The following is a 22,313-nucleotide window of genomic DNA, read 5'->3' as shown; positions in this document are numbered from 1 at the left end:
CCGACAAAACCGACCAGAGCTTCAACGCCATCATCCATCTCGCCGCCGCCGTGATAAACTCCAGATGAATCTCAACAGGCCCTAGAACAACGTCATCTGACTGTCGTCCGCGCCGGGCTTCTGGCGTTTGACCTTCTCGGGCTCCGGCCCGATCTCGGCCCGTTCCTGAATTTCCGGTCCAGTGTTGGACACCTTGTTGACGAGGTCGGAGACCGGAATTGCCTCGAAAAAATCCGGCTGTGCCGGCCGCAACAGGTCGGCTACATCGCGTGGCTCGAGCGTGCGGCAATCCAGCCAGCGGGCGAAATCCCCGGGATCGATCATCACCGGCATGCGGTCGTGGATATGGGCGATGTCGGCATTGGCATTGACGGTCAGTATGGCACCGGTGTCCATCTCCGAACCGCCCGGCTCGGCATAGGTCTCTATCAGGCCGGCAAAGGCGACCAACCCGCCATGCCTCGGCCGGATCCAATAGGGTTGTCCTTTCTTGCCGCCGGTTTGCCGCCATTCGTAGAAGCCGGAGGCGGGCACCAAAGCACGGCGATGGCGCATGGCCGCTTTGAACGAAGCCTTTTCGGCGGCTCCTTCGGAGCGCGCGTTGAACAGCAATGGAAACTCCCTGGTGTCCTTGACCCAGGTCGGGATCAGCCCCCAGCGCACCAGCATTGGCTGCCGGGCCGGCAGATTCGAGCCCGGCGCCCGCGGAGCGCCGGCGATCGCCATCAGGACCGGCTGTGTCGGCGCGATGTTGTAGCGCGCCGGGAACTCCTCCAGTTCGGCCAAGCCCAGCAGGGCGGCGGTCTGGTCCGGCGTCGCGGTCAAGGCAAAACGTCCGCACATGGTCGATTGGTGCCCTCGAATGGTCCGGCCGAATGATCCGGTTTGAAAGTGGCGACGGAACCGGCGTTGCGCAACCGCTAAAGCCTGCCCATGCTGGGCAGTCCACAACAGACCTGCCTACACGCCTGATCGGGAAACCATGAACGAAGCGCGCAAGACACTCCCGGCAGTCTCGGTCGCCGTCGTGCGCGCGGACACCGTGCTACTGGTCAAGCGAGCCCGGCAACCTTCGCAAGGGCTCTATGCCTTCCCAGGTGGCAAGGTCGAACCCGGTGAGACGCTGGAGCAGGCTGCCGCCCGCGAACTGATGGAAGAGACCGGCCTGCGGGCCACCGATTACCGCCCGCTTCGGGAAATCCACATCGACGGCAGGGACGACAGCCACCCGGTCGATTATCTCCTCACGGTCTTTGGCGCCGCCTATGCCGGCGGCGAGGCGGTGGCCAGCGACGACGCCGAGACGGCCGCCTTCTACACGCTCAGCGAGGTGGCGGCACTGCCGCTCGCAGGCTCGGTATTCGCGGTGGCCGAAGACTTGTTGAATCCCGGCGGAACCGGCGCGTCGCAGTCCTGAAAATCGACTTGCGGGCGACAAATTGTTTCGCCACAAAGGCTTATGCTGTTTGGCGAGCCAGAACGGTTTATGCCGTTCGGCAGAGAACCTTATGATATGAACCGTCCATCCCTACTTCTTGCCATATGTCTTGTCGTCAGCGCGGCTGTCTCGACGCGGCCTGCGCTCAGCGCCGAGTCGCCGTTCGAGCCCGGGCTAATGCGGCTGGCGGAAGTTCTGGGGTCGCTGCATTTCCTGCGCAATTTGTGCGGCGAAAAAGGCGACCAGTGGCGTGTCGAGATGCAGAAGCTGCTTGATTCGGAAAATCCGGACGCCGAGCGGCGCGCCCGCTTCATCGCCAGCTTCAACCGTGGCTACCGTTCCTTCGGCGGCATCTATACGCAGTGCACCCCTTCGGCGACCGAAGCCATCAGCCGTTATATGAAGGAAGGCGAGACGCTGTCACGCGACATCGCCTCGCGTTACGGAAATTAGGCATTTCGGTTGCTCATCAACAACTATTCGGACCATTGCTGGTGACGACCCACATCTCCGGCTTGTGCCAGGCGCTATCTTGGTGCAATCCTCATGTGGCACTTCTGCAACAGTATTAACGAAACCTTACCGCGCGAAAGCGGAATTAACTCAAACTGAAGGTTTTCGCCCCGCAGGCCGCCCCAATCGGCTAAGTTTGACTCGAGCTGAACGCAGCTTCGCACAAGGCAATCGGGCTTTGTAAAAGACGATCAAAAAAATGTCGTATTTACAAATACTTAATTGACCATGCGTGTGAAATGAACAGATCAGGCCTGATCCACACCGACGGATCGCTGCTTGAAAGGGTGGACATTCGCTTATGGAACATGGTGTCAACGACATCGACGCGCTGGTCAGGGAAGAAAAACGCCTGACCGCCGTGGAAAGCCACAGCGAGGCCTGGGCGGAAGGTCTCTCCGCCGGCATAGAGCCCGAGATCATTGCCGAAGCAGCGCTCGAAACCGCTTTCGGCGAGATGTTGCGTGCCAATGGCGAGACCTCGGCCCTTGCCCTGCTCGACCGTATGCGTGAAAAGGTGATTGCTGGCGCCTTCGAACCTGAACGGCTGCGGCACTGAACCGACGTCCGGTTCTTTGACGGCAAAATGCCGCTCGGGCGTCATGCCCGGAAGCAGGGAGAAACGGGCAGTGAATTTTTCGATGTCAGGCAAGCCGCGTGGCTTGGTCCTTTGCATCTGCTTCGCCGCTTACTGTGTCGAGCTTCCCCTGGTTGTGTGCCTCGCCAGCAGCCCCGCTCTTGCGCTGAGCGAGATCAAGCGCGAAGAGCTCCCTCCAACATCCACGCCGCCGTCGGACGAAGACATGTCGCCGCCAGGAAGCACCGTGCCAATGCCCAACCCGGTTGGGCCGCCGCCTCCGGCCAGCCAGCCGGCTGCTCCGGCCGAATCCGAGCCTGACAGCCCGGTGGATGGCGGCGTGACCAGGCCGCGCGTCGATCCGGACACACCTGTGCCCGAGGTTGCCTACGATCTCGGCAAGCTGCCGGAACCGGTGCGGCGCATGCACGATCTGATCGTCGAGGCCTGCAAGGGCGGCGACATCGAAAAGCTGCGGCCCTTGATCGGCACCGGCGACAGCATGACGCAGATATCGCTGACGGACATAGACGGCGACGCCATCGCCTTCCTCAAGGGGCTCTCCGGTGATCCGGATGGTCAAGAGATCCTGGCCATCCTCGAGGAGGTGCTCAACGCCGGTTATGTCCACCTCGATGCCGGCAAGCCGGAAGAGCTCTATGTGTGGCCGTATTTCTTCGCCCTGCCGTTGGACAAGCTGGATGCCAAGCAGCGGGTCGAACTGTTCAAGATCGTCACCGCTGGCGACTTCGACGACATGAAGCAGTTCGGCGCCTATATCTTCTACCGTGTCGGCATCACGCCCACGGGACGATGGACCTTCTTCGTCGCCGGGGATTGAACTCCGGCCGCTATCGACGCGGTCCCTCGTCGATTCCGGCATCCAGCCATATGCGAGCGCCCTCCTTTCGAAGAAGCGAAATGGCATCGGCCGCCACGCTGGCGTCCATCTGCAGGACGTCGGCTGCGTTGCGTAGCTCGTCCTTGTCCTGAAGCTTGTTCGCCACCCATGCGACCTTGTGCTGAATGTCTGGCCCGTAAGCAGTTTGCGCCTTACCGAGCGCTTCGATCGGGATTTCGCCATAGGCGTCAGTCAACATTCCAAGATCGATAGCATCACGATATGCGGTTGCGCGGTGCTGGCATCGATCGGCATTGGCCAGCAACTTCTCGGCGAACATATCCGCGGAAACAAGGGTTTGCGGTCAGGAAATGCCGGTCCATCAACCCGAGGGCTTCGGCAATGATCCGATGTTCTGGTTTCTTAAATTTCGTCATGGTTTCCGCTCGCCGTGTGTCCTGTTGATGTTCCAGCTGCGATTAGGATCAGGAGAGCGAAAGGAACTTTAGACAGTGGTCAAAAGGATGCCATGACCGAACTTGTCCGCCAGAGTCTGGATAAGCAGCTTTTCACGCGTCGTAAGGCGCTTTTGATCAACAAAACGCCAATTCCGCTCGTATAGCGCAAATGCCTCCTCGGCGGGGATCGGGCGTGCAGCATCGCGGTTCCAAGCAAGCACCTGGAGTTCCGGAAACTCAGGGGGGACAACCATGGGCGCGATATCTGCGTTCATAATCCTCCTAACTTAGTGGATCGTGCTTAAAAAATCCAACGCTGGCGAACACAGCTAACCCACCAAAGCCTCGGAAAACTCCACAGCCCTGCCCTGCCCTGGCGTGACGATCTCGCCTTCCCACATGACGCGGCGGCCGCGGATGACGGTGCCGACCGGCCAGCCTGTCACTTCCCTGCCATCATAAGGTGTCCAGCCTGCCTTCGAACCGGCCTGCGCATTGGTGATAGTCTCTCGCCGCTTCATATCGATGATGGTGAAGTCGGCGTCGTAGCCGGCGGCGATACGGCCTTTTTTGGCCATGCCGAAGATGCGTTGCGGGCCATGGCTGGACAGGTCGACAAAGCGCTGCAGCGTCAGCCGGCCCGCATTGACGTGGTCGAGCATGATCGGCACCAGCGTCTGCACGCCGGTCATCCCCGAGGGCGAGGCCGGATAGGGCTTTGCCTTCTCGGCCAGCGTGTGCGGCGCGTGGTCGGAGCCGAGCACGTCGACGATGCCTTGCGCGATGCCGTGCCAGACGCCATCGCGATGGCGCGCGGCGCGCACCGGCGGGTTCATCTGGATCAGCGTGCCAAGCCGCGCATAATCGTCCGCCGACAGGGTCAGATGATGCGGTGTCGCCTCGCAGGTCGCGACATCCTTGTGCTGTTCGAGGAACAAGATCTCCTCGGCGGTCGAGATGTGCAGCACGTGGATGCGGGCGCGAACTTTTTTCGCGATGCGTATGAGGCGTTCCGTGCAGCGCAAGGCGGCGACTTCGTCACGCCAGACCGGGTGCGATGAAGGATCGCCCTCGATGCGCTCGCCAAGACGTTCGCGCAACCGGAATTCGTCTTCCGAGTGAAAGGCGGCGCGGCGGCGCGTGTTTCTGAGGATCGAGGCGACACCTTCGTCGTCCTCGACCAGCAGGTCGCCGGTGGACGAGCCCATGAAAACCTTGATCCCAGCCGCGCCCGGCAGCCGCTCAAGCTCGCCAACATCTTTCGCGTTCTCACGGGTGCCGCCTACCCAGAAGGCGAAATCGCAATGCATGCGACCACTGCCGCGCCGAACCTTGTCGGCAAGAGCCGCCTCATTGGTGGTCAGTGGATTGGTGTTGGGCATTTCGAACACGGCGGTGACACCGCCCAGCACCGCCGCGCGCGAACCCGTCTCCAAATCTTCCTTGTGCTCCAGTCCAGGTTCACGAAAATGCACCTGGCTGTCGACGACACCCGGCAGGATGTGCAGGCCGCCGCAGTCGATCGTCTCGCCGGCCGAAGCCTGGCGGAGATCGCCGATGGCGGCGATGCGCCCGTCCTTGACACCGATGTCGCGATCCCCTTCGCCGTCATGGTTGACCACTGTGCCGCCTGTCAGGATGAGGTCGTAGATCATGGCCATGCTCTCTTGCGGGGGGAGTGCCAGCGGCTTACGTAAAGGCCGACCATTTTGCAAGATCAGGTTGCTTTTCCGCCCATGCCCTTTGCCCAGCTCAAAGATCGTGCCCTTATTTCCGTATCAGGCCCGGATGCCGAGCATTTTTTGCAGAACATCCTGACCACCGATCTCGACATATTGGCTTCGGGCGAAGCCAAGCCTGGCGCGCTGCTGACGCCGCAAGGCAAGATCCTGTTCGATTTCCTCATCTTACGCGCCGGCGAGAATGCATTCCGGCTCGAATGCCGTGCCGATATCTCAGACGATTTCATGCGCCGGCTGACGCTCTACAAACTGCGCGCCAAGGTCGAGATTGCCAAATCCGATCAGGCGCTTGTCACCGTCGCGTGGGGACCTGAATCAACGCCCTCACAATCTGATTCAACGGCGGCCGTCGACACGCGCTTTCGCAACGGCGCCGTCACTCGTTCCTATGGCGAAACTGAAGAGCGCGGCGACCTTGCCGCGTGGCATGCATTCCGCATCGCCGCCGGCATTGCCGAAAGCGGCAGCGACTACCAGCTTGGAGAAGCCTTTCCGCATGACGTGCTGCTCGACGAAGCCGGTGGTGTCGGCTTCAAGAAGGGCTGCTATGTCGGCCAGGAGGTCGTCTCGCGCATGCAGCATCGCGGCACGGCCAGGCGGCGCGTGCTGATTGTTTCGGCCGACAGGCCCCTGCCCGCGCCGGGCACCGAGCTAACCGTCGCGGGACGGCCGGTTGGCACGCTCGGCTCGACCGCCGGCGCGACAGGCCTCGCCATTGCCCGCATCGACCGGGTCAAGGCGGCGCTCGACGCCGGCCGGGCGATCATGGCTGGGGACGCCACCGTTTCACTCGCCATCCCGGTCTGGGCAAAATTCGCTTTCCCGCGGGAAGCCGTCGGCGCGGAGGAGGCCTGATGGCGGCCGACCGCGTCGGCGCGCCGGCACGCGCCTGGCAGCGCATGCTGTCGGGCCGCCGGCTCGACCTGCTCGACCCTTCACCGCTCGACATAGAGATTTCAGACATTGCGCATGGGCTCGCTCGCGTTGCGCGCTGGAACGGCCAGACCAGCGGCGAACATGCCTTTTCGGTTGCCCAGCACTCGCTGCTGGTGGAGGCGCTGTTCTGCGACTTGGTGCCTGAGGCTTCGGCCGACGCCCGGCTGGCGGCGCTGCTGCACGACGCCCCCGAATATGTCATCGGCGACATGATCTCGCCGTTCAAATCGGTGATGGGCGGCAGCTATAAGGACTGTGAGTTGCGGTTGCAGCGCGCCATCCATCTGCGCTTCGCGCTGCCGCCCGAACCAGCTGCCGCGCTGCGCAAGGAGATCAAGCGCGCCGACCAGATCGCCGCCTATTTCGAGGCGACGCTGCTCGCTGGCTTTTCGACCGCCGAGGCGACCGAGTTCTTCGGCCGTCCGCGCGGCTTCAATGCCGACCGCTTCGATTTCACGCCACGCTCGGTGACCTGGGCGCAGAATGCGTTCCTGAAGCGGTTTTCCGCGATCGAGAGGTCGCGGCATCGGGCTTCGGCGCCCGTGGTCGGCTAAAACGCTAAATTAACCGGCCGCGACCACAGTAGCTCGTTCGATGACGATCCGCAGGCGCCTCATGCCCGTCGCTGATGCCAAGGGTGGTTCGGCCGTCCCTGAACGGGAGGCCGAAGGCATGGATCGCTCGCGCCATATGGAAGACGAACTGCGCCAACAGAACGAGCGTTTTTCGGCTGCGGTCGAGAACATGTCGCATGGCCTGTGCATGTTCGACGCCGACGAGCGGATGATCATCTGCAACGGCAATTATATCAACATTTTCTGTCTCGACGCCAAGGTGATACGGCCCGGCATCCGGTTTCTCGACATTCTGCGCCATAGCGTCGACATCGGCATCGCCTCGGAAAGCGCCGATGAACTCTACGCCATCCGCAAGCCCTATATCGACCAGGCGAAACCTTCGACCTATGAGGAGACGTTGTCGGATGGTCGTATCATCAACATCTCGCATCGCCCGCTGGCTCTGGGCGGCTGGGTCTCGATCTACGAGGACATCACCGAACAGCGGCGGGCCGAACAGGAGCTCAAGGAGCAGCACCGCCGCTTCGACGCCGCGCTCGCCAACATGTCGCAAGGCCTGCTGATGTACGACGCCGACGGCAAGATGATCGTGCGCAACGGGCGTTTCCTGGAGCTCTACAACGTCACCGCGGCGGACTTCCCGCTCGGAACGACGCACCGCGACGCACTCGAACGATTGCTGGAACTCGGCATCTATACGAAGATCGATGTCGACAGCGAAGTCGCCAAAACCGAAGCCTGCCTGGTGGCGGGAAAAATGCATTCGGCGTATCGGCATCTTTCCGACGGGAGGACGATTCTGGTCACACGCCAGCCGATGGGCGGCGGCGGCTGGGTTGCGACTTTCGACGACGTCACCGAACGCCGCCGCGCCGAAGAGCGCATGACGCATCTTGCGCATCACGACACGCTGACCGGGTTGCCCAACCGCCAGATGTTTCGCGAACGGCTCGAGCTTGCGTTGGAAGACCCGGCGGCCACGTCGCTGGCAATCTTCTCGCTCGACCTCGACCGCTTCAAGGCCATCAACGACACTTGGGGCCATCCGGCCGGCGACTGGCTGCTGAAGAGCGTGGCCGACAGGCTGCAGCGTTGCCTGCGCAATGACACAGACATCGTCGCCCGTTTCGGTGGCGACGAATTCGTCATCATCGAGTTCAATCTCAAGCGCATCGCCGATGCCGAGAAACTGGCAAAGCGGATCGTCGAGGCAATCGCAAAACCGTTCCGCTATAAGAACCGGGACATGCATGTCGGCATCAGCCTGGGCATCGCCGTCTTCCCCGACGATGGCAACGACGCCGATACGCTGTTGAAAAACGCCGATACGGCGCTCTACCGAGCGAAGAGCGAAGGGCGCAACCTGTATCGCTTCTTCGAGCCCGGAATGGACGCCATGGTGCTGGCACGACGCGCCCTCGAGACCGACCTCGAGGCAGCGCTGCCGCGTCAGGAATTCGATCTCGATTTCCAGCCCATCATGAACATCGCCTCCGGTGAGATCGTCGGTGCCGAAGCCTTGATGCGCTGGCATTCGCCGGAGCGGGGCACGGTGGCGCCGGACAAGTTCATTCCGGTCGCCGAAGAAACCGGACTGATCGTGCCGCTAGGCGAGTGGGCGTTGAGGAAGGCTTGCACCGCTGCGGCAAGCTGGCCCGCGGGCCTGCGCATCGCGGTCAATGTCTCGGCTGTGCAGCTCAAAAGCGGCGGCTTTGCCCGCAGCGTTATCTCGGCCCTCGCCTTTTCCAGCGTATCCGCCGGCCAGCTGGAACTGGAAATCACCGAAACCGTGCTGATGGACGAGAGTGAAGCCGTGCTGAGGACATTACGGCAGTTGCGCGGATTGGGCATTCGCATCGCACTGGACGATTTCGGCACCGGCTATTCCTCGCTCGGTTACCTCAGGCGTTTTCCCGTCGACAAGATCAAGATCGACCGTTCGTTCATCCACGACCTGGACAATCGCGATACCAAGGCGATCGTTCGCACCGTCATCGGGCTGGGTGCCGAGCTCGGCATCACCGTCACCGCCGAGGGCGTCGAGACCGAGGCGCAGCTCGACATCCTGCGCCGCGCTGGCTGTACCGAGGCGCAGGGCTATCTGATCGGCGTGCCGTCAAAGGCGGCGGATATTCAGCGTCTCTTGAAATCTCGTGCCTTGCACAGCCAGACCGGCTGAGGTCGGCCACCATCAACGCAGTGTCTCGATGTATTTGCCGTGGAAGCTGACATAGCCCGGCTCGACCACCTTCAAATGCCGCTCGATCAGCGCATGAAACCGCGGCAGTTGATGAAACGGCACGCCGGGATAGGCGTGATGCTCGGCATGGAACGGCATGTTCCACGCCAGCTTGCGGACCAGCCAGTTGGTCAGCGTGGTCCTGGTGTTTTCCAGCATGTTGGCGACGAACGGACAACGGCCGTGCTCGGCCAAGAGGTAAAGGCGCAGAAACGGCTGTCCCAATAGCGCGGGCAAGATCCAGACATAGAGAAGCACCGAGAGCCGGAAATAGACGGCCAACAGAATAACCACGGCATAAAAGGCAATCATGGCGCGCGCCTCGATGCGCACCTTGTCATAGCCTTTGGGCGGAACGTAGCTTTCCCGGCCACGCCCCATCGCGTTGGCATAGAGCGTCTTGAGATGGCCCCACCACAAAGGGATGCCGGATATGTGGACGAGGTACTGCCGCCATGTCTCCGGTTTGGGGAAGGCCAGTTCCGGGTCGTTCTGCGGGTCCTGCGTGTATCGATGGTGGGCGAAGTGGAAGTAGCGAAACCAGTCCGCCGGCAGCGCGATCGCCAGGCCGCATACCCGGGCCACGGCATCGTTCAGCCATTGCGTTTCGAAAGCCGTGCGATGAACCGTCTCGTGCAGCAGCGTGAACAGGAACACGATCAGGATACCCTGCGGCAGCATCAGCAGCGGCCAGAACGGCACCTTCGCCGCGATCAGCGATCCGATGATCACGATCGCACCCCAATGAGCGGCAAGCTGACCGAGGCCCGTGACATCAGACTTGGCGGTCAGGCGGTTGCGCTCTTCCTGCGTCAACGATGAAATTACGTCGCGATGATCCATGGTCTCGGTTCAGCCTGAGAATTCGATAACTCATCCTGGCAAAACCCTCTCCAAAAACCAGGATTTCTGCAATGGGTAAAGGTAGCCCTATGCGGCTTATGTGAGCGGCGATGTGGTGCACGAGAAGTTCGTCCGGCTTCAGGCGCCCCCGGCCGCGAAAGCGGCGGTAGATCTCCTTGCGATCGCAGCCGGCAAAATTCTCGACGCCCGGTTGACTACCGCCCCGGCCGATCCAGCCGCTCCAGGAACCACTGCGTCAGCCGCACCCAGACCTCGTCCTTCTCGCCGGAATCCTCCCAGCCATGGTCGAGGTTCGGGTTGTCGTTGACCTCGATGACGAAGACTCCGTCCTTGGTTTCCTTGAGGTCGACGCCATAGAGCCCGTCACCGATACAGCGCGCCGCCTTCACCGCCGTCTCGACGACATGCGCTGGCGTTTCCTTTAGCGTGAAGGTCTTGATGCCGCCCTGGTCGGGCTTGCCGTTGGCCTTGTGGTTGACGATCTGCCAGTGCTTCTTGGCCATCAGATAGTGCACGGCAAACAATGGCTGGCCGCCGAGCACGCCGACGCGCCAGTCATATTCGGTCGGAATGAATTTCTGCGCGATCAGAAGGTCGGAATCCTCCAGCCATTCGGTGGCGAGCGTCTTCAGTTCCTCGAAATTGGCGCATTTCTTGACGCCGCGCGAGAATGACGAATCCGGGATCTTCAGCACCAGCGGAAAGCTCAGTGTCTGCGCCGCCAGTTCGAGATCCGAAGTGCCGGCGATCATCACCGTCGGCGGCACCGGGACCTTGTTGTAGGCCATCAGCTCGTTGAGATAGACCTTGTTGGTGCAGCGGATCATCGACAGCGGATCGTCGATGACCGGCATGCCTTCCTGCTGAGCGCGGCGCGCGAAACGATAGGTGTGGTTGGAGATCGAGGTCGTCTCGCGGATGAACAGCGCGTCGTAATTGGCGAGCTTGGCGAGGTCCCGCTTGGTGATCGGCTCGATTTCGACGCCCATCTTCTCCGCGATCTTGGCCCAGTAGCGCAGCGACGAGATCTCCGAGGGCGGCAATTCCTCATGAGGATCGACCAGCGTGGCGAAGGTATAGCGTGCCGGCGTGCGGCCCTTGGTGTCGCGCCACTCGCGGTTGGTGTAAGTCTCCAGGCACTGGATGAAGCTTTTTTCCTCATCCTCGGTCATGCGCGCCAGCGGATGGAAGCCGATCTTGCGGATCGAGGCCCATTCGGCGCTGTCCTTGATGTGGACCTCGAGCGCCGGCGCGCGGAACCAGTCGAACAACAGCTTGGCGAAACGGTCCCAGATTTTCGACGGGCCGATGCCGAAGAAGATGCAGACTTTTTGCGGGAAGGCGCCGCCGAGGTCCTTGCGGCATTTGTTGAGCGCAAGCTCCAGTTCCGGCAGGGCGTGCTCATAGAGCTTGCGCTCCGACAGGTCGATCATCGTCTCGACGGTCGGGATCACCTTGTGGCCGCGCGAGCTTGCCAGCAGCGAGGCATAGTAGCCTCGGCTCTGGTAGGCGTAGTTGTTCGACAGGTTGATGACCTTCGGGCGCTGGCCGCGAAACAGCGAGGGATGCGCGAGATAGTCGCGATTGGTGATGATCTTGTGTGGTGTCGCCACCTGGTCGAGATCGCTCTGCCTGCCTGTAAGAATAACCCAGGTCATTGTTATCAGCGCTTTCCCAGAGTGATGGCGGCACGCAGTCCGTCGCGGCCAAACTGCGCCATGTTCATGAAGATGCCGTAAGGCACGGGAATGTTGGCGGCATCAAGGATGGTCTCCTGCCTTTCGTCCTCGACCCAGGGGTCGTGGATCAGGATATGGTCGCCGTCATCGCCGATCGCCAGCACCCAATGCGGCACCTTCTTTCCGAACATCAGGAAGCCGCTGATCAGCACCAGCACCAGTTTTCCCCCAGCGATCGCGGCCCTGATATCGTCGATGGTGAACGGACGGTAATTCACCGGGATGCCGTAAAGTTCCGCGCGCCGGCGAAAGTCGACCTGGGCCAGTTCCATCACCCGGCGCTTGTCCTCGCTGCGCACCGATTGCAGGAACAGCGCGCCGTAGAAGGAGACGTAGATCTCCGCCGCAAGCCCGCTTTCGTACCCCGAGACAGCAAGACCGAACGGCTCGCACCCGCCTGGCCCCGACATCATGAACACGGTCGTCGCCTCGCGCCACAGGCGAATTTCCATGACCGGATCCGGCACGAAGCCGCGATCGAAGTTGGCCATGGCCATCATCAGGCAGCACGGGCCGCAAGTGAATTCGCATGTCTGCTGATAGAATGGCACTTTGGTGGCGATCGGAACGTCGCCGCGCAAGGTCTTTTCGTAGCGCAGCGCCGTCTCGCCATCCTCATAGTAGCCGGGTTCGCGGCCGATCTTGCGATAGCCGGCCTGTTCGTAGATGCGGATCGCGCGGCTGTTGTCCTCGCGCACCTCGAGACGCAGCATCATGCGGCCATGCTCGAAAGCGCCCTCTTCGGCGGATCCGAGCAGCATGCGGCCCACACCAAGCCCACCGAAAAACGGACCGGTGGCGATCGAGTAGAGGCGCGCGACCCCACTGCCCTTGCGAAACAGCACGATCGCATAGCCGGCCACGCGGCCATCGACTTCGGCGACCAGCGTCTCGGCGGTTTCACGTTCGATGAACAGGCGGAAGGAGCGGCGGGAAATACGGTCGCTCGAGAAAACGGCTTTCTCTATGGCGGCGAGATCATCGACGTCAGACGCGCGGGCCGTGCGGATCTCGGCAGGCATGCGGCTTCAGAGAACCTCGATTGGTGGTGGGAAATGCCCTACTCGAAACGTTCAAGACATCAGTCGAAATACTGACGGTCAGGAAGCGCTATCGCACCTCGAATAGGGCCGAATTGTGACAGATTCGGCAACGTTCGGCGATGTAAAAACGCGTTGAACGAGATCACCGATATAGATCGGTGTCGCCATCAAAAGCGGCACCTTTCAACTGGCCAGGCCGGCCAGAAGCTGAACATAGGCGCTCTTTGCCACAATGGCCAATTGCTCGCGCGGAAGCGAGCCGACGACGGCGCAGCCATAGCCCTTGTCCAGCCAGTAGACGGCCTGGGGACCGTCCTGCGCCGATGCATAAGTTCCCTTGGCATTCTCCGCCGATTCCGCCGTAACGAAGAGAGATATGCGCTGGCCCTTGTCGTCCTCGTAGAGCAGCATCGCGGCCTTGCTTTCTCCGGCCGGCAGCAACCGGCCGCCGACCAACTGGAAACCGTTCGCGGTCAGGTCCGGCGCCACCAGCTTCAGCCCTACCCGGTTGGACAGCCAGGTCTCCAGATGATCCTTGTCGCTGGCCGGCACTTCGACCGCATGCTGCTTTTCAGCAGCGAAGACGACATGGGCCGCGATTGCCTGCTCGGCCAGCCGGTCTTCCGCCGGGTTCTCCTGCCCAATGCCATCGATGCCGGCAAGGTAGCCGCCAAGCCCGCCGGCGACCACAAACACGGCTGCGGCAGCGGCAAGCCACCAGCGCGAGCGTGGCACCGCGGCCTTGACCGGCGCCTCGCCGAGCACGACCTTACGCAATCGCGCAGGCACGGGTTCGTCCAGCACTCCGGCGAAGGCGGCCTGCAATGCCGTCCGATCGGCGGTGAAGCGGACGCTCTTGGCCTTCATCTCTGGATTGGCGTCGAGCCAGGCCTCGTAGGCGGCGCGCTCGTCGGCGGGCAGTTCGCCGTCGAGCGCCATGTGGATGTCACGTTCGGAAAAGTCGCGGCGGATCATTTCTCGACAATCCTTATCGCGCGGCGACGCGCCGTGTCGTCCAGCAGTCCGCGCAATTCCTCACGCCCGCGCGCGATGCGCGACATCAGCGTGCCGGCAGGGACGCCCAGAATGTTGGCGGCTTCGGCATAGGAGAAACCTTCGATGGCAACAATGACGAGGGCTGCACGGCGGTCGGGACTGATCGCCTGCAACGCGTCGATGATCTCGCGCGAGGCGATGCTCTCCATCTGCTCGGCCGGCTGGGCAACTGCCTCAGCGGCCTCTAATGGCAGCATCGCAGCCTCGCTGCGGCGGTTCACCTTGCGCATCTGGTCGATGAACAAATGATGCATGATCGTAAACAGCCACCTCCGGGGGCTTTCTCCTGTCTGCCAGTTTTCGAGCCGCACAAGCGCCCGCTCGAGGCAATCCTGGACGAGATCGTCGGCAGCGTCGCGGTCGCGCAAGAGCGAGCGTGCGTAGCGGCGCAGGCGCGGTATTTCGCCAAGGATTGCTGCCTTCTTTTCGTCCATGACCGCTGGTTTCGAGGTCGCCCTTGTTGATCCGATTGAACGCGCCTTCCGGGCGCGGCGCAAGCGGCCAGCGCGAAGCGGTCCGCCGCCCCGGTCACCCAAGCAATGAGATAACGACATGACCGGCTAAATTATTCCCACCGATCAAGGTGAAAGCCGAATTATCCCAAATCCGTCAGCAGGAAATCATTGCCCTTGTAGAGCAGCGGAACATCGAGTTTTTTTGCACAGGCATAGGCGAAACAGTCGCCGAAATTGAGATCGGCTTGATGACCAACGGCCTTGCCATAGCGAGCGCTGGCATTGATGGCGTGGAAACCGATCTCTTCGCCGATCACCACATTTTCTCCGCCAATTTCCACAATGAACTGATCGACCAGATCGCGAGCCTTAAGGAGGGCTTCAGCCGTAGGTTTGCGGGAGCCAGCGGCTGCGCGCGCCAGCGCCTGTGTCGCTTCAAAACGCACCAGTGGAGACACGTAGGACAGGCCGGCAAAACCAGAAAGCCGCTTGATCAGCTCCTCCCAACCCGGTTCCCGGTTGAGAATGGCGACAATCACCGACGCATCGACAAACATCAGTCCTCCCACATCTCGTCGGTGAATTTCTTCATGTCGAAATCTGGATTTGGCAGGCCCATCTTCGTCGCTTCCGCCTGCAGCCTCGCTAGCCGGTCGCGCAGCGGCACTTTGGCGCGATTGCGCTCGAGTTCGTGCACAAGTGCGGTCCTCACCGCCTCTGTCTTGCTCGGAGCGTTCGTCTCGCGCTGCAATTTGGCGGCCAGCGCATCCACTTCGTCGTCACGGATATAGAGCGGCATTGGATATCTCCTGGCGGATATCAAGATATCCTATGTTGAATATCCTTTCAAGAGGCTTCGACACCCTCCTTCGCCGCCCGCGTCAGCAGCCGCTGATAGAACAGACCGATGCCGATCAGCACGGCGCCGAGGCCGATGAAGGACAGTGCCCTGAGCACGCCTTCCAGCTCCGACATGTCGAAGATGAAGACCTTCAGCACGGCGATCGCGATCAGCGCGGCGGAGGCAATGCGCAGCACCTGCGACTTCAGCCATACGCCGGCGGTGAGCAGTGCGACGCCGATGATCAGCCAGAGCGCCGAATAGGTGTAGGTCTCCAACTGGCCGAGCCCGCTCCACAAGCCGATGAACTCGCCCTTGAACAGCCGCCTGACCGACAGTGTGGCATAGGCCAGGGCAAGGACGGCCGCCACCACGGCCAGCATCTGCGCATACCATTTCGGCCGCTTGTCCCTGGCATAGAGCGCTAGCCCGCCGGCAGCGATGGCCGGCAAGAGATAGGCGAGGAACAACAGGTTGAACACCGGGATCCGGCCGGTCGATTCGTCCGACAATAACGGGTTCAGCACCACGAAGTGCTGAATGACGATGAAAACGACCGAGGCCACACCGGCGGCCATCGAACCATAGCGCAGCACCGAGCTTGGCGAGCGCATGTCGATGGCGACCAGGATGGCGCCAGCGCCGATGGCGATCAGCGTGTAGATCGCCTGTTCGGCCAGCGTCATAGCACCCGTGTCGATGACGCCGCCATGCATGGCATGGCGCACCAGCATGGCGAGCGTGAGCAGCGCAAACAGCGCCGCCGCCGCTTCCATGGCGAGGCGCGGCCGGCCATTGCCAGCCCTTGGTAGTGTGGGAGTGGTGCGCGCGAGCTGCCAGGCGGCAAAGCCGAAGGCGAGCGCCGGCACGCCATAGCCCGGCAGCAGCCAATTGAACACCGGTGTCGTCGACAGAAACTCGGCGCCGACGATGGTCGGGTCAAAGGCGACGCGGCCAAGCACCGCGATCACCGCACCAACCGAAATCCAGCCTAGCACCGGATAGGAGCGCCAGCGCGTGGCTAGCGCCGGCACGATGGCCGCCGCACCGAGCAGGATGGTGGTCCAGCCGGAATCGAAAGCCATATGCAGCAGCAGCAGGCCGGCGATGGCCGCGCCGCCCAAGGCAAACGACACCGCGATACCGCCGGTGAGCGGCGGCCCTTCGGCCCGTGCGATCCACTCGCCGCCGGCGGCGAAAACGACGACCAGCAGGGCTGCGACGGCGGCATAGACAAAGTCGCGGTCGAGATTGCCGAAGGTGAACCAGAGCGCCAGCAGGATGACCAGCGGAACGATGACGCCCCATGCCGCCCATGAGGCGGCGCGGATCTGCGTCCCGGGGGCGAATCTGCGCGCGGCCCAGAAGCCGGCGCCGATGAAGACTAGGCCAAGTGCGATGCCGATGCGCACTGTCAGCGCATTGGACGTGGCCACAGGCAGCCCATCGACGCCCAGCGCTCCGCCCGAAAGGTCGGAAACGATCGATGTTGGCGGGATGATGCCGAGATAGATCAGCACCGTGACCAGTCCGGCGGCATAAAGCAGCGGCAACGCCAGCGGGAGATAGAGCGCGACGGCCACCATTGCGGCGATCACCACCGCGCCCTGCAAGGCATAGCCGGCGGCGGCAAAGGCGGGGTCGACCGACAGGCCCAGCGCCGAGAATGCGACGAGCAGGCCAGGCACGATGGACGGCCAGTCGAAAACCGTGGCTGGCCCGGTTTCATCGCCACGGCGGGCGAGCCAGACAAGGGCGAGCACGGCCAGCGTGACCGCGTCGATGAACAGGATGGCGGAGAGGTTCGCCCCCGGCGCATCGGTCATGTAAAGGATGGTCCAGACACCGGTGCCGAAAAAGGCCGCCGCCATCAGCGCCTTCCAGTCGCGCATGCGGGCGATGACGCCGGTGGCGGCGAGCACGATCGCGAGGTAGCCGAACAGCGCCCAGGGGTTGGGCGCCTGCGAGGCGATCAGCACCGGCGTCACCATGGCGCCGACGAGGCCGATGCCGGCCAGCGCCTGGCCATGGACCAGGGCTGCCGCGATCGTCGCCACGCCGATGGCGCCGAGCAGCGTGAAGGCGAGTGCCGGGCCGATGAAGCCGTAAATGCCATGCGCGGCATAGACGGTGCCGAACAGGATGAAGGCACCGGCAGCCGTCAGGATAGCTGGAATATAGGCGCCGGCAGCGCCTTGCACCGGCACTTTGAAGCCGGTGCGGCGGATGAACTCGCCGCCGGCGACCAGCACTAGGCCGAGTACCGCGGCCATGGTCAGCCGTACGCCGGGGCCGAAAATACCGGCCTCTATGGTGTAGCGGATCAGGAACAGGCCGCCCAGCGCCAGCGCGATGCCGCCGACCCAGACCGCCCAGCGGGTGCCGAGTGCCGTTTCGACATCTGACTGGCGGGCGGCTTTCGGCGGAGCGGTTGGCTCCGCAGGTTCCGCTGGCTTCGGTGCCGCCTCGCTTGGCGCCCATGGCCCGGACACGACCTCACTTATCGGGGCTTCCGCTTCTGTAGCTGGCGCCTGTGCGGCGCCCGGTTCGCTTATCGCTGGCGAGGGAATGTCGGCCGCGACTGCCGCGGCCGGAGCCACATCGGCGGGCGCGCCATCGGGCGCCGCCTGTTCGGACGGCTTGGCCACAGGCGGCACGGCGCCGGAAAGGACCAGGCTGCGCAGCGCGCCAAGCTCACGCTCGATAAGGCCAATGCGGCTCTGCTGACGCGAAATGATGACGAACAAGGCGATGATGGCGACAAGGCCGATCAGGCTTTCAAACATGGCGGTTCCCCCAAACCAGGCCAGTTTTCACTGACGTTCAGTCTCACTGACACTCAAATGCGGCGGCCAAACGGCCACAAACTCAACGCGCCGCCAGATTGGCGGCCGGAAAGATCGAGCATGTTTCGGTGCCGAAAGCCAGCAGCTTGCCGCCGGCATCCTTCAGCGTCGCTTCCGACACGGCCAACGTGCGGCCTTTGTGGACGACCTTGCCCTCGCAGACCACCTCGCCGGTCTTCGGCGTGATGGGCCGCGTCAAATTCACCTTGAACTCCGCCGTCGTATAGGCCTCGCCCTTTTTGAGCAGCGTCTGCACGGCGCAGACCAGTGCCGAATCGAGCAGCGTGGCCGCCCAGCCGCCATGCACGCTGCCCAGCGGGTTGAGGTGGCGCTCGTTGGGCACGCCGCGGAACACGGCTCGGCCTTCCGACACTTCAGTCAGCGCGAAGCTGAGCTGAAAGGAGATTGGCGGCGCCGGGTACTTGCCGTCGACGATGCGCTGCAGCAATTCCAAGCCGGTATATTTCAGGATGTCGGCATGCGGAACGGTGCCGAGGCCGAGCGGCGAGACCCGGCCCGGATAAAGCTCGACCTCGCTCATGTGATGATTTCTCTGGCCGCATCCTCGCCGGCTATGGTCTTGTCGCGCGCGTGATGCTTGCGCAATGCGGCGAGGAAGCCGGCGCGGGCGTCGGGCGGCTCGATGCCGCGCGGCTCATAGACGTGGCGGGTGAAGAAGAAACCGGTCAGCCGGAAGGCGTCCTCGACCGCCGCCGCATCCGCGCGCAGGCCGGAGCCGCGCTGCAGGAAGGCCGGCAGCGCCAGCATCTTGTCGCGCCATGGTGCGCCTGCTTCACGCGATACCGCGCGACCCGATTTTGGCGAGACATAGACTAGGTCCTGCCGCGTGCCGGTTGCGGCGCATTGACTGAGATCGAGGCCAAAGCCGAGTTCGTCCAGCACCAGAAGCTCGAAGCGCGCCACCAGTTCGCCGGCGGCATCTGCATCGTCGAGATGGACGATCATCACGGCAAGCGTTTCGTAGAGACCCTCATGCGCGTCGCGCTCGGGCAACAGCCGCAGATGCGCGGCCATGGTCTGCAGCCCATAGACGGCGACGGCGCTGTCCATCAGGCGGGCCGCGTTCATCTCGATCGCCTCGGCCTGGAACGTGCCGAGATGCTCGTCGAGCCGCGCCCGCCACAACAGATCGACGCGATTGCCCGGCTGGAGCACAGGCTGCCGCTTGCGCGAACGGCCGCCACGAACGAGGCCTAGATGACGGCCATGCGCACGCGTCATCACCTCGAGAATGGCGCTGGTTTCGCCATGCTTGCGGGTGCCGAGAATGATTCCCTCGTCGCGCCATTCCATGCCTTAAGCATTTCACCGGTTGGGTGGCGAAATCAAGGGTTGGGTTTGGTGCCCGGCAGGTCGATATCTCACGTCAGCATACAAAAAGCCGCCCGCAGCGATGTGCCGCGGGCGGTCTGGTAAGGTCGGTCGATGCGTTAGAACGAGCGCTGGAAGCGAACGATGCCGCCGACGCCATCCTCGAACTTGTCGTCGAAATTCTTGAAGTAATCGACTTCGGCCGTGATCGTGTAGCCGGGGACGATGGTGTAGGCGACGTTCGCGGCAACCGCGAAGTCCTGGAAGTCCGTGTAGGAGACCTGGGCGTTGAGCTGGACCTTCTTGTTGACGGTGTAGGTACCGCCGCCCCAGACGGCGAAGTTGCCGGTCCATGGCTTGTAGAAGTTCGTCGCCTTGTTGTCGTCGGTCCCGTAGCCCACCATGGCGAACAGGGTCAGGTCCGAGGTCGCCTTGATGTCGAGGCGAGCCTTGCCGGCCCATTCTTCCCAGTTGCTGTTGTAAGCGCCGACCGCGGTGATCGCACCCCAGTCGCCCTTGTACTTCACACCGCCGACGATATGCGGAACGTAGCTGTCGATGGTATCGGCGCCCGAACCTTCTTCGAGTGAGGCCACCGCCGAGAAGCCGTTGCCTGCATCGAAGTAGTAGCTGATCAGGTTGGTGTCCTTGAGGCCGTAGGGAATGATCGTATCCTGGACGACGTTGCCGGCATAGCCGATGAAGGAGTCATAGGCCGTTTCGTCCTTACCGACGCGCAGCCCGCCAAGCTGGATCCAGGCGAAATGCAGATCGGCGGCCTTGTTGCCGGCCTCGCTGTCGATCGGGAAACCATCGGCGCCCTTGGCCGTGGTAACGCTACCGAAGTTGAAGCGCGTCTCGGTGTAGGTCTTCAACGTGCCGAGTTCGGTTTCCTGGCCCGTCCAGGTCTTCAGCGTGAAGCGCGCGTTCTTGTTCCAGGTGTCGTTGATGCCGCCATCCTGGGAATCGATGGCTTTGGTGCCGTCCAGCACGCGATTACCGTCGCCGAAGCTGGCGTCATAGCGAACGTAGCCGCCGATGCGCAGGCAGGTCTCGGTGCCCGGAATGTAGAAGTAGCCGGCGCCGTAGACGTCGCAGATCTTGACGTATTCGGCCGGTTCCGGTTCGGCGACGACGACAGCGTCCGCGGCGCGAGCGCCGGATACCGCGATCAGCGCCGCGGCTGAGCCGAGAAGGAGCCTCTTGATGTTCATTTTCTGACCTCTCCAGTCATAATTTTTAAAATGGCTTCGGATTTGTGGTTGGCGGCAATGTTTTCCCGCCTCACCCCCACACTGAAAAAGGCTCGCACCGCTCCCCCGTTTCGGTGGCGAACATACCCATCGATCTTCTGCCTTCAATGACGATTTTTGAAATAACTCCGATTCCACCAACAGAATAATGCTGTGTTGCACAAATAACACTTATGCACACTTCGAATGGCACAATCGGCACAACGTCATATATTCAATATATACCCGGATCTTTCGCGGCTAAGTATACTTTCAACGCATCACATTTCTGCCATGGCGGTCAAAATTCGCAATATCTACCTCGTTTTCATGGAAATCGGACCGATTCCTGCCGCTGCTCTCCATCACCAGATGACATTCATCTGAATGATCGCGCTCTGTCGTCGTGATAAAGCATCGATAGTGCCCGCCAGGCCGGCCGGCATTTTGCCGAGGCGATCGAAACTCCCAAAGTGCTGTCGCGTCGCCGATTGTGACAGCGGCCAAGCGCCGAATACGATCTACGTGAGTTGGTTGCGCGCCAATGGAAACAGATCGTACCCGCAACGGCGAGGCCGCCGAACAATATCGGCCGCCCTATGGAGATATCGGAAATCTTTCAGAAACCGCTCGGGGTTTTTGGCCGCATCGCCCCGGCGCCTCAGGCCCGCTGAGCGTGATCGGCAAGCACTTCATCGATCACATGCCGGGATTTTTCAACCTCGACCGGGTTGACGTCTATCCGCCCGGCGGCGGTGATCAACGCCTTCCACAGCGTCCAGCCACGACCGCGCGCCCACATCGCCTCATCGGCCGGAACGCCGGCGCGAAACGATTCCCGGCTTTTGCCTTCGAAAAGCGTCCACGCGATCGCCAGATCGCAGGCGGGATCGCCGACGCCCGAGGTTCCGAAGTCGATCACCGCGCTCAACCGGCCTTGCCTGACCAGCAGGTTTCCCCAACTGACGTCACCGTGGAACCAGACCGGGGCGCCGTGCCATGTTGCGGCAAGCGCTGCTTCCCAGACCGCGCTGGCTGCGTCGGTATCGATCTTGCCGTTGAGGGCAGCAATCGCTTGCCGCGCTTCGTTGTCATAGACGGTCAGCGGTCCGCCGCGAAAGAAGTTGTGCTGTCCAGGCGCCGGTCCGCCAGTGGGATCGATACGCTGCAAGGCAACCAGGAACCCGGCCAAATCCGTCGCGAATTGCGGCAGGCTGGCGATACGCTCCCGCTTTGCCGTCTCGCCTTCGATCCAACGGTAGATGGACCAAGGCCAGGGATAGTTTTCAGCCGGAACTCCCATCGCCAGCGGCACGGGGATCGGCAGCGGCAGCAATGGCGCCAGGCTTGGCAGCCAGCGGTGCTCCTTTTCCACTTGCAGGGAATAGGCCGCGGCGCTCGGCAACCGCACGGTCATCTCGTCGCCAAGATGGAAGGTCCTGTTGTCCCAGCCGCCAAATTCAACCGGCATGACGGCAAGATCCTTCCAGCGGGGAAATTGCGTGGCGACCAGCCGGCTGACAAGCGCTGTGTCGATGCTCAGCCTGCTGTCCATGGACCGGGAGCGGATTTGTTGAGCATAG

General features: G+C 62.3%; 23 protein-coding genes. 7 read left to right on the top strand and 16 right to left on the bottom strand.

The features are described 5' to 3' along the window. Positions 1–81 precede the first annotated feature (81 nt). A complete protein-coding gene (locus NKH02_RS05140; RefSeq protein WP_352876849.1) occupies positions 82–843 on the bottom strand; it encodes an SOS response-associated peptidase in 762 nt (253 codons plus the stop codon). A 139-nt stretch (positions 844–982) separates the two neighbouring features. Here NKH02_RS05140 and NKH02_RS05135 point away from each other — a divergent pair, with 139 nt between their 5' ends. The 4 genes from NKH02_RS05135 (at position 983) to NKH02_RS05120 (ending at position 3,369) form a co-directional block, all read left to right on the top strand. Beyond that, positions 983–1,417: an NUDIX hydrolase gene (locus NKH02_RS05135; protein WP_352876846.1), complete on the top strand. Its 435-nt coding sequence runs from the start codon at positions 983–985 to the stop codon at positions 1,415–1,417. 96 nt (positions 1,418–1,513) lie between these two features. Then, positions 1,514–1,891 (top strand): TIGR02301 family protein, encoded by a 378-nt coding sequence (locus NKH02_RS05130; RefSeq protein WP_352872668.1) that lies wholly within the window; start codon positions 1,514–1,516, stop codon positions 1,889–1,891. Between the two features lie 361 nt (positions 1,892–2,252). After that, positions 2,253–2,510, top strand: a complete 258-nt coding sequence (locus tag NKH02_RS05125; RefSeq protein ID WP_008874920.1) for a hypothetical protein — start codon at positions 2,253–2,255, stop codon at positions 2,508–2,510. Positions 2,511–2,580: 70 nt separating this feature from the next. Further along, a complete protein-coding gene (locus tag NKH02_RS05120; RefSeq protein ID WP_352876841.1) occupies positions 2,581–3,369 on the top strand; it encodes a hypothetical protein in 789 nt (262 codons plus the stop codon). 10 nt (positions 3,370–3,379) lie between these two features. Here NKH02_RS05120 and NKH02_RS05115 read toward each other — a convergent pair whose 3' ends face one another. The 3 genes from NKH02_RS05115 to NKH02_RS05105 form a co-directional block, all read right to left on the bottom strand. After that, on the bottom strand, positions 3,380–3,709 hold the full coding sequence (locus NKH02_RS05115; protein ID WP_352876839.1) for a hypothetical protein: 330 nt from the start codon (positions 3,707–3,709) through the stop codon (positions 3,380–3,382). A 165-nt stretch (positions 3,710–3,874) separates the two neighbouring features. Further along, a complete protein-coding gene (locus NKH02_RS05110; RefSeq protein ID WP_352876836.1) occupies positions 3,875–4,102 on the bottom strand; it encodes a hypothetical protein in 228 nt (75 codons plus the stop codon). A 54-nt stretch (positions 4,103–4,156) separates the two neighbouring features. Next, positions 4,157–5,488, bottom strand: a complete 1,332-nt coding sequence (locus tag NKH02_RS05105; RefSeq protein WP_352876833.1) for a dihydroorotase — start codon at positions 5,486–5,488, stop codon at positions 4,157–4,159. Between the two features lie 75 nt (positions 5,489–5,563). On the opposite strand from NKH02_RS05105, the gene ygfZ reads away from it, so the two are divergent. The 3 genes from ygfZ to NKH02_RS05090 all read left to right on the top strand — a co-directional run bounded on the left by ygfZ (position 5,564) and on the right by NKH02_RS05090 (position 9,262). Next, positions 5,564–6,424, top strand: coding sequence for a CAF17-like 4Fe-4S cluster assembly/insertion protein YgfZ (ygfZ, locus tag NKH02_RS05100; RefSeq protein WP_352876831.1), 861 nt, complete (start codon positions 5,564–5,566; stop codon positions 6,422–6,424). Then, complete coding sequence (locus NKH02_RS05095) at positions 6,424–7,059, top strand: HD domain-containing protein (protein ID WP_352876828.1); 636 nt, start codon at positions 6,424–6,426, stop codon at positions 7,057–7,059. The genes ygfZ and NKH02_RS05095 overlap by 1 nt, the downstream gene beginning before the upstream one ends. A gap of 61 nt (positions 7,060–7,120) precedes the next feature. Continuing rightward, entirely contained in the window at positions 7,121–9,262 is a 2,142-nt protein-coding gene (locus tag NKH02_RS05090) for a putative bifunctional diguanylate cyclase/phosphodiesterase (protein WP_352876826.1), read from the top strand. Positions 9,263–9,274: 12 nt separating this feature from the next. Here NKH02_RS05090 and NKH02_RS05085 read toward each other — a convergent pair whose 3' ends face one another. From NKH02_RS05085 to NKH02_RS05030, 12 genes are all read right to left on the bottom strand, one after another. Next, a complete protein-coding gene (locus NKH02_RS05085) occupies positions 9,275–10,165 on the bottom strand; it encodes a fatty acid desaturase family protein (RefSeq protein ID WP_352876823.1) in 891 nt (296 codons plus the stop codon). Between the two features lie 215 nt (positions 10,166–10,380). Next, complete coding sequence (locus NKH02_RS05080; RefSeq protein ID WP_352872680.1) at positions 10,381–11,844, bottom strand: RimK family ATP-grasp domain-containing protein; 1,464 nt, start codon at positions 11,842–11,844, stop codon at positions 10,381–10,383. Between the two features lie 5 nt (positions 11,845–11,849). Next, positions 11,850–12,947 (bottom strand): peptidase C39 family protein, encoded by a 1,098-nt coding sequence (locus NKH02_RS05075; RefSeq protein WP_352872681.1) that lies wholly within the window; start codon positions 12,945–12,947, stop codon positions 11,850–11,852. Positions 12,948–13,151: 204 nt separating this feature from the next. Continuing rightward, positions 13,152–13,943, bottom strand: coding sequence for an anti-sigma factor family protein (locus NKH02_RS05070; protein ID WP_352876821.1), 792 nt, complete (start codon positions 13,941–13,943; stop codon positions 13,152–13,154). Further along, a complete protein-coding gene (locus tag NKH02_RS05065; RefSeq protein ID WP_352876819.1) occupies positions 13,940–14,458 on the bottom strand; it encodes a sigma-70 family RNA polymerase sigma factor in 519 nt (172 codons plus the stop codon). The genes NKH02_RS05070 and NKH02_RS05065 overlap by 4 nt, the downstream gene beginning before the upstream one ends. A gap of 161 nt (positions 14,459–14,619) precedes the next feature. Next, positions 14,620–15,036, bottom strand: a complete 417-nt coding sequence (locus NKH02_RS05060; RefSeq protein ID WP_352876816.1) for a type II toxin-antitoxin system VapC family toxin — start codon at positions 15,034–15,036, stop codon at positions 14,620–14,622. Continuing rightward, complete coding sequence (locus tag NKH02_RS05055) at positions 15,036–15,278, bottom strand: type II toxin-antitoxin system VapB family antitoxin (protein ID WP_352872685.1); 243 nt, start codon at positions 15,276–15,278, stop codon at positions 15,036–15,038. Before NKH02_RS05055 ends, NKH02_RS05060 begins: the two co-directional genes overlap by 1 nt. A gap of 47 nt (positions 15,279–15,325) precedes the next feature. Beyond that, the gene (locus tag NKH02_RS05050) at positions 15,326–18,106 is read right to left on the bottom strand and encodes a DUF2339 domain-containing protein (RefSeq protein WP_352876814.1); all 2,781 of its coding nucleotides are present in this window, start codon (positions 18,104–18,106) and stop codon (positions 15,326–15,328) included. A gap of 82 nt (positions 18,107–18,188) precedes the next feature. After that, positions 18,189–18,707 carry a PaaI family thioesterase gene (locus tag NKH02_RS05045; protein WP_352876812.1) on the bottom strand — a complete coding sequence of 173 codons (519 nt, stop codon included), beginning with the start codon at positions 18,705–18,707 and terminating at the stop codon, positions 18,189–18,191. Beyond that, positions 18,704–19,480, bottom strand: coding sequence for a DNA repair protein RecO (recO, locus tag NKH02_RS05040; RefSeq protein ID WP_352876810.1), 777 nt, complete (start codon positions 19,478–19,480; stop codon positions 18,704–18,706). Before recO ends, NKH02_RS05045 begins: the two co-directional genes overlap by 4 nt. Before the next feature lie 137 nt (positions 19,481–19,617). Next, positions 19,618–20,712: a porin gene (locus NKH02_RS05035; protein ID WP_352876808.1), complete on the bottom strand. Its 1,095-nt coding sequence runs from the start codon at positions 20,710–20,712 to the stop codon at positions 19,618–19,620. Between the two features lie 679 nt (positions 20,713–21,391). Then, positions 21,392–22,285, bottom strand: a complete 894-nt coding sequence (locus tag NKH02_RS05030; protein ID WP_352876807.1) for an aminoglycoside phosphotransferase family protein — start codon at positions 22,283–22,285, stop codon at positions 21,392–21,394. Between the last annotated feature and the right edge of the window lie 28 nt (positions 22,286–22,313).

This window comes from Mesorhizobium sp. M1396, assembly GCF_040317725.1.
Lineage (GTDB): Bacteria > Pseudomonadota > Alphaproteobacteria > Rhizobiales > Rhizobiaceae > Mesorhizobium.
Note: the sequence above shows the minus strand (reverse complement) of the source record. Positions and strands in the feature narration are given on the sequence as shown.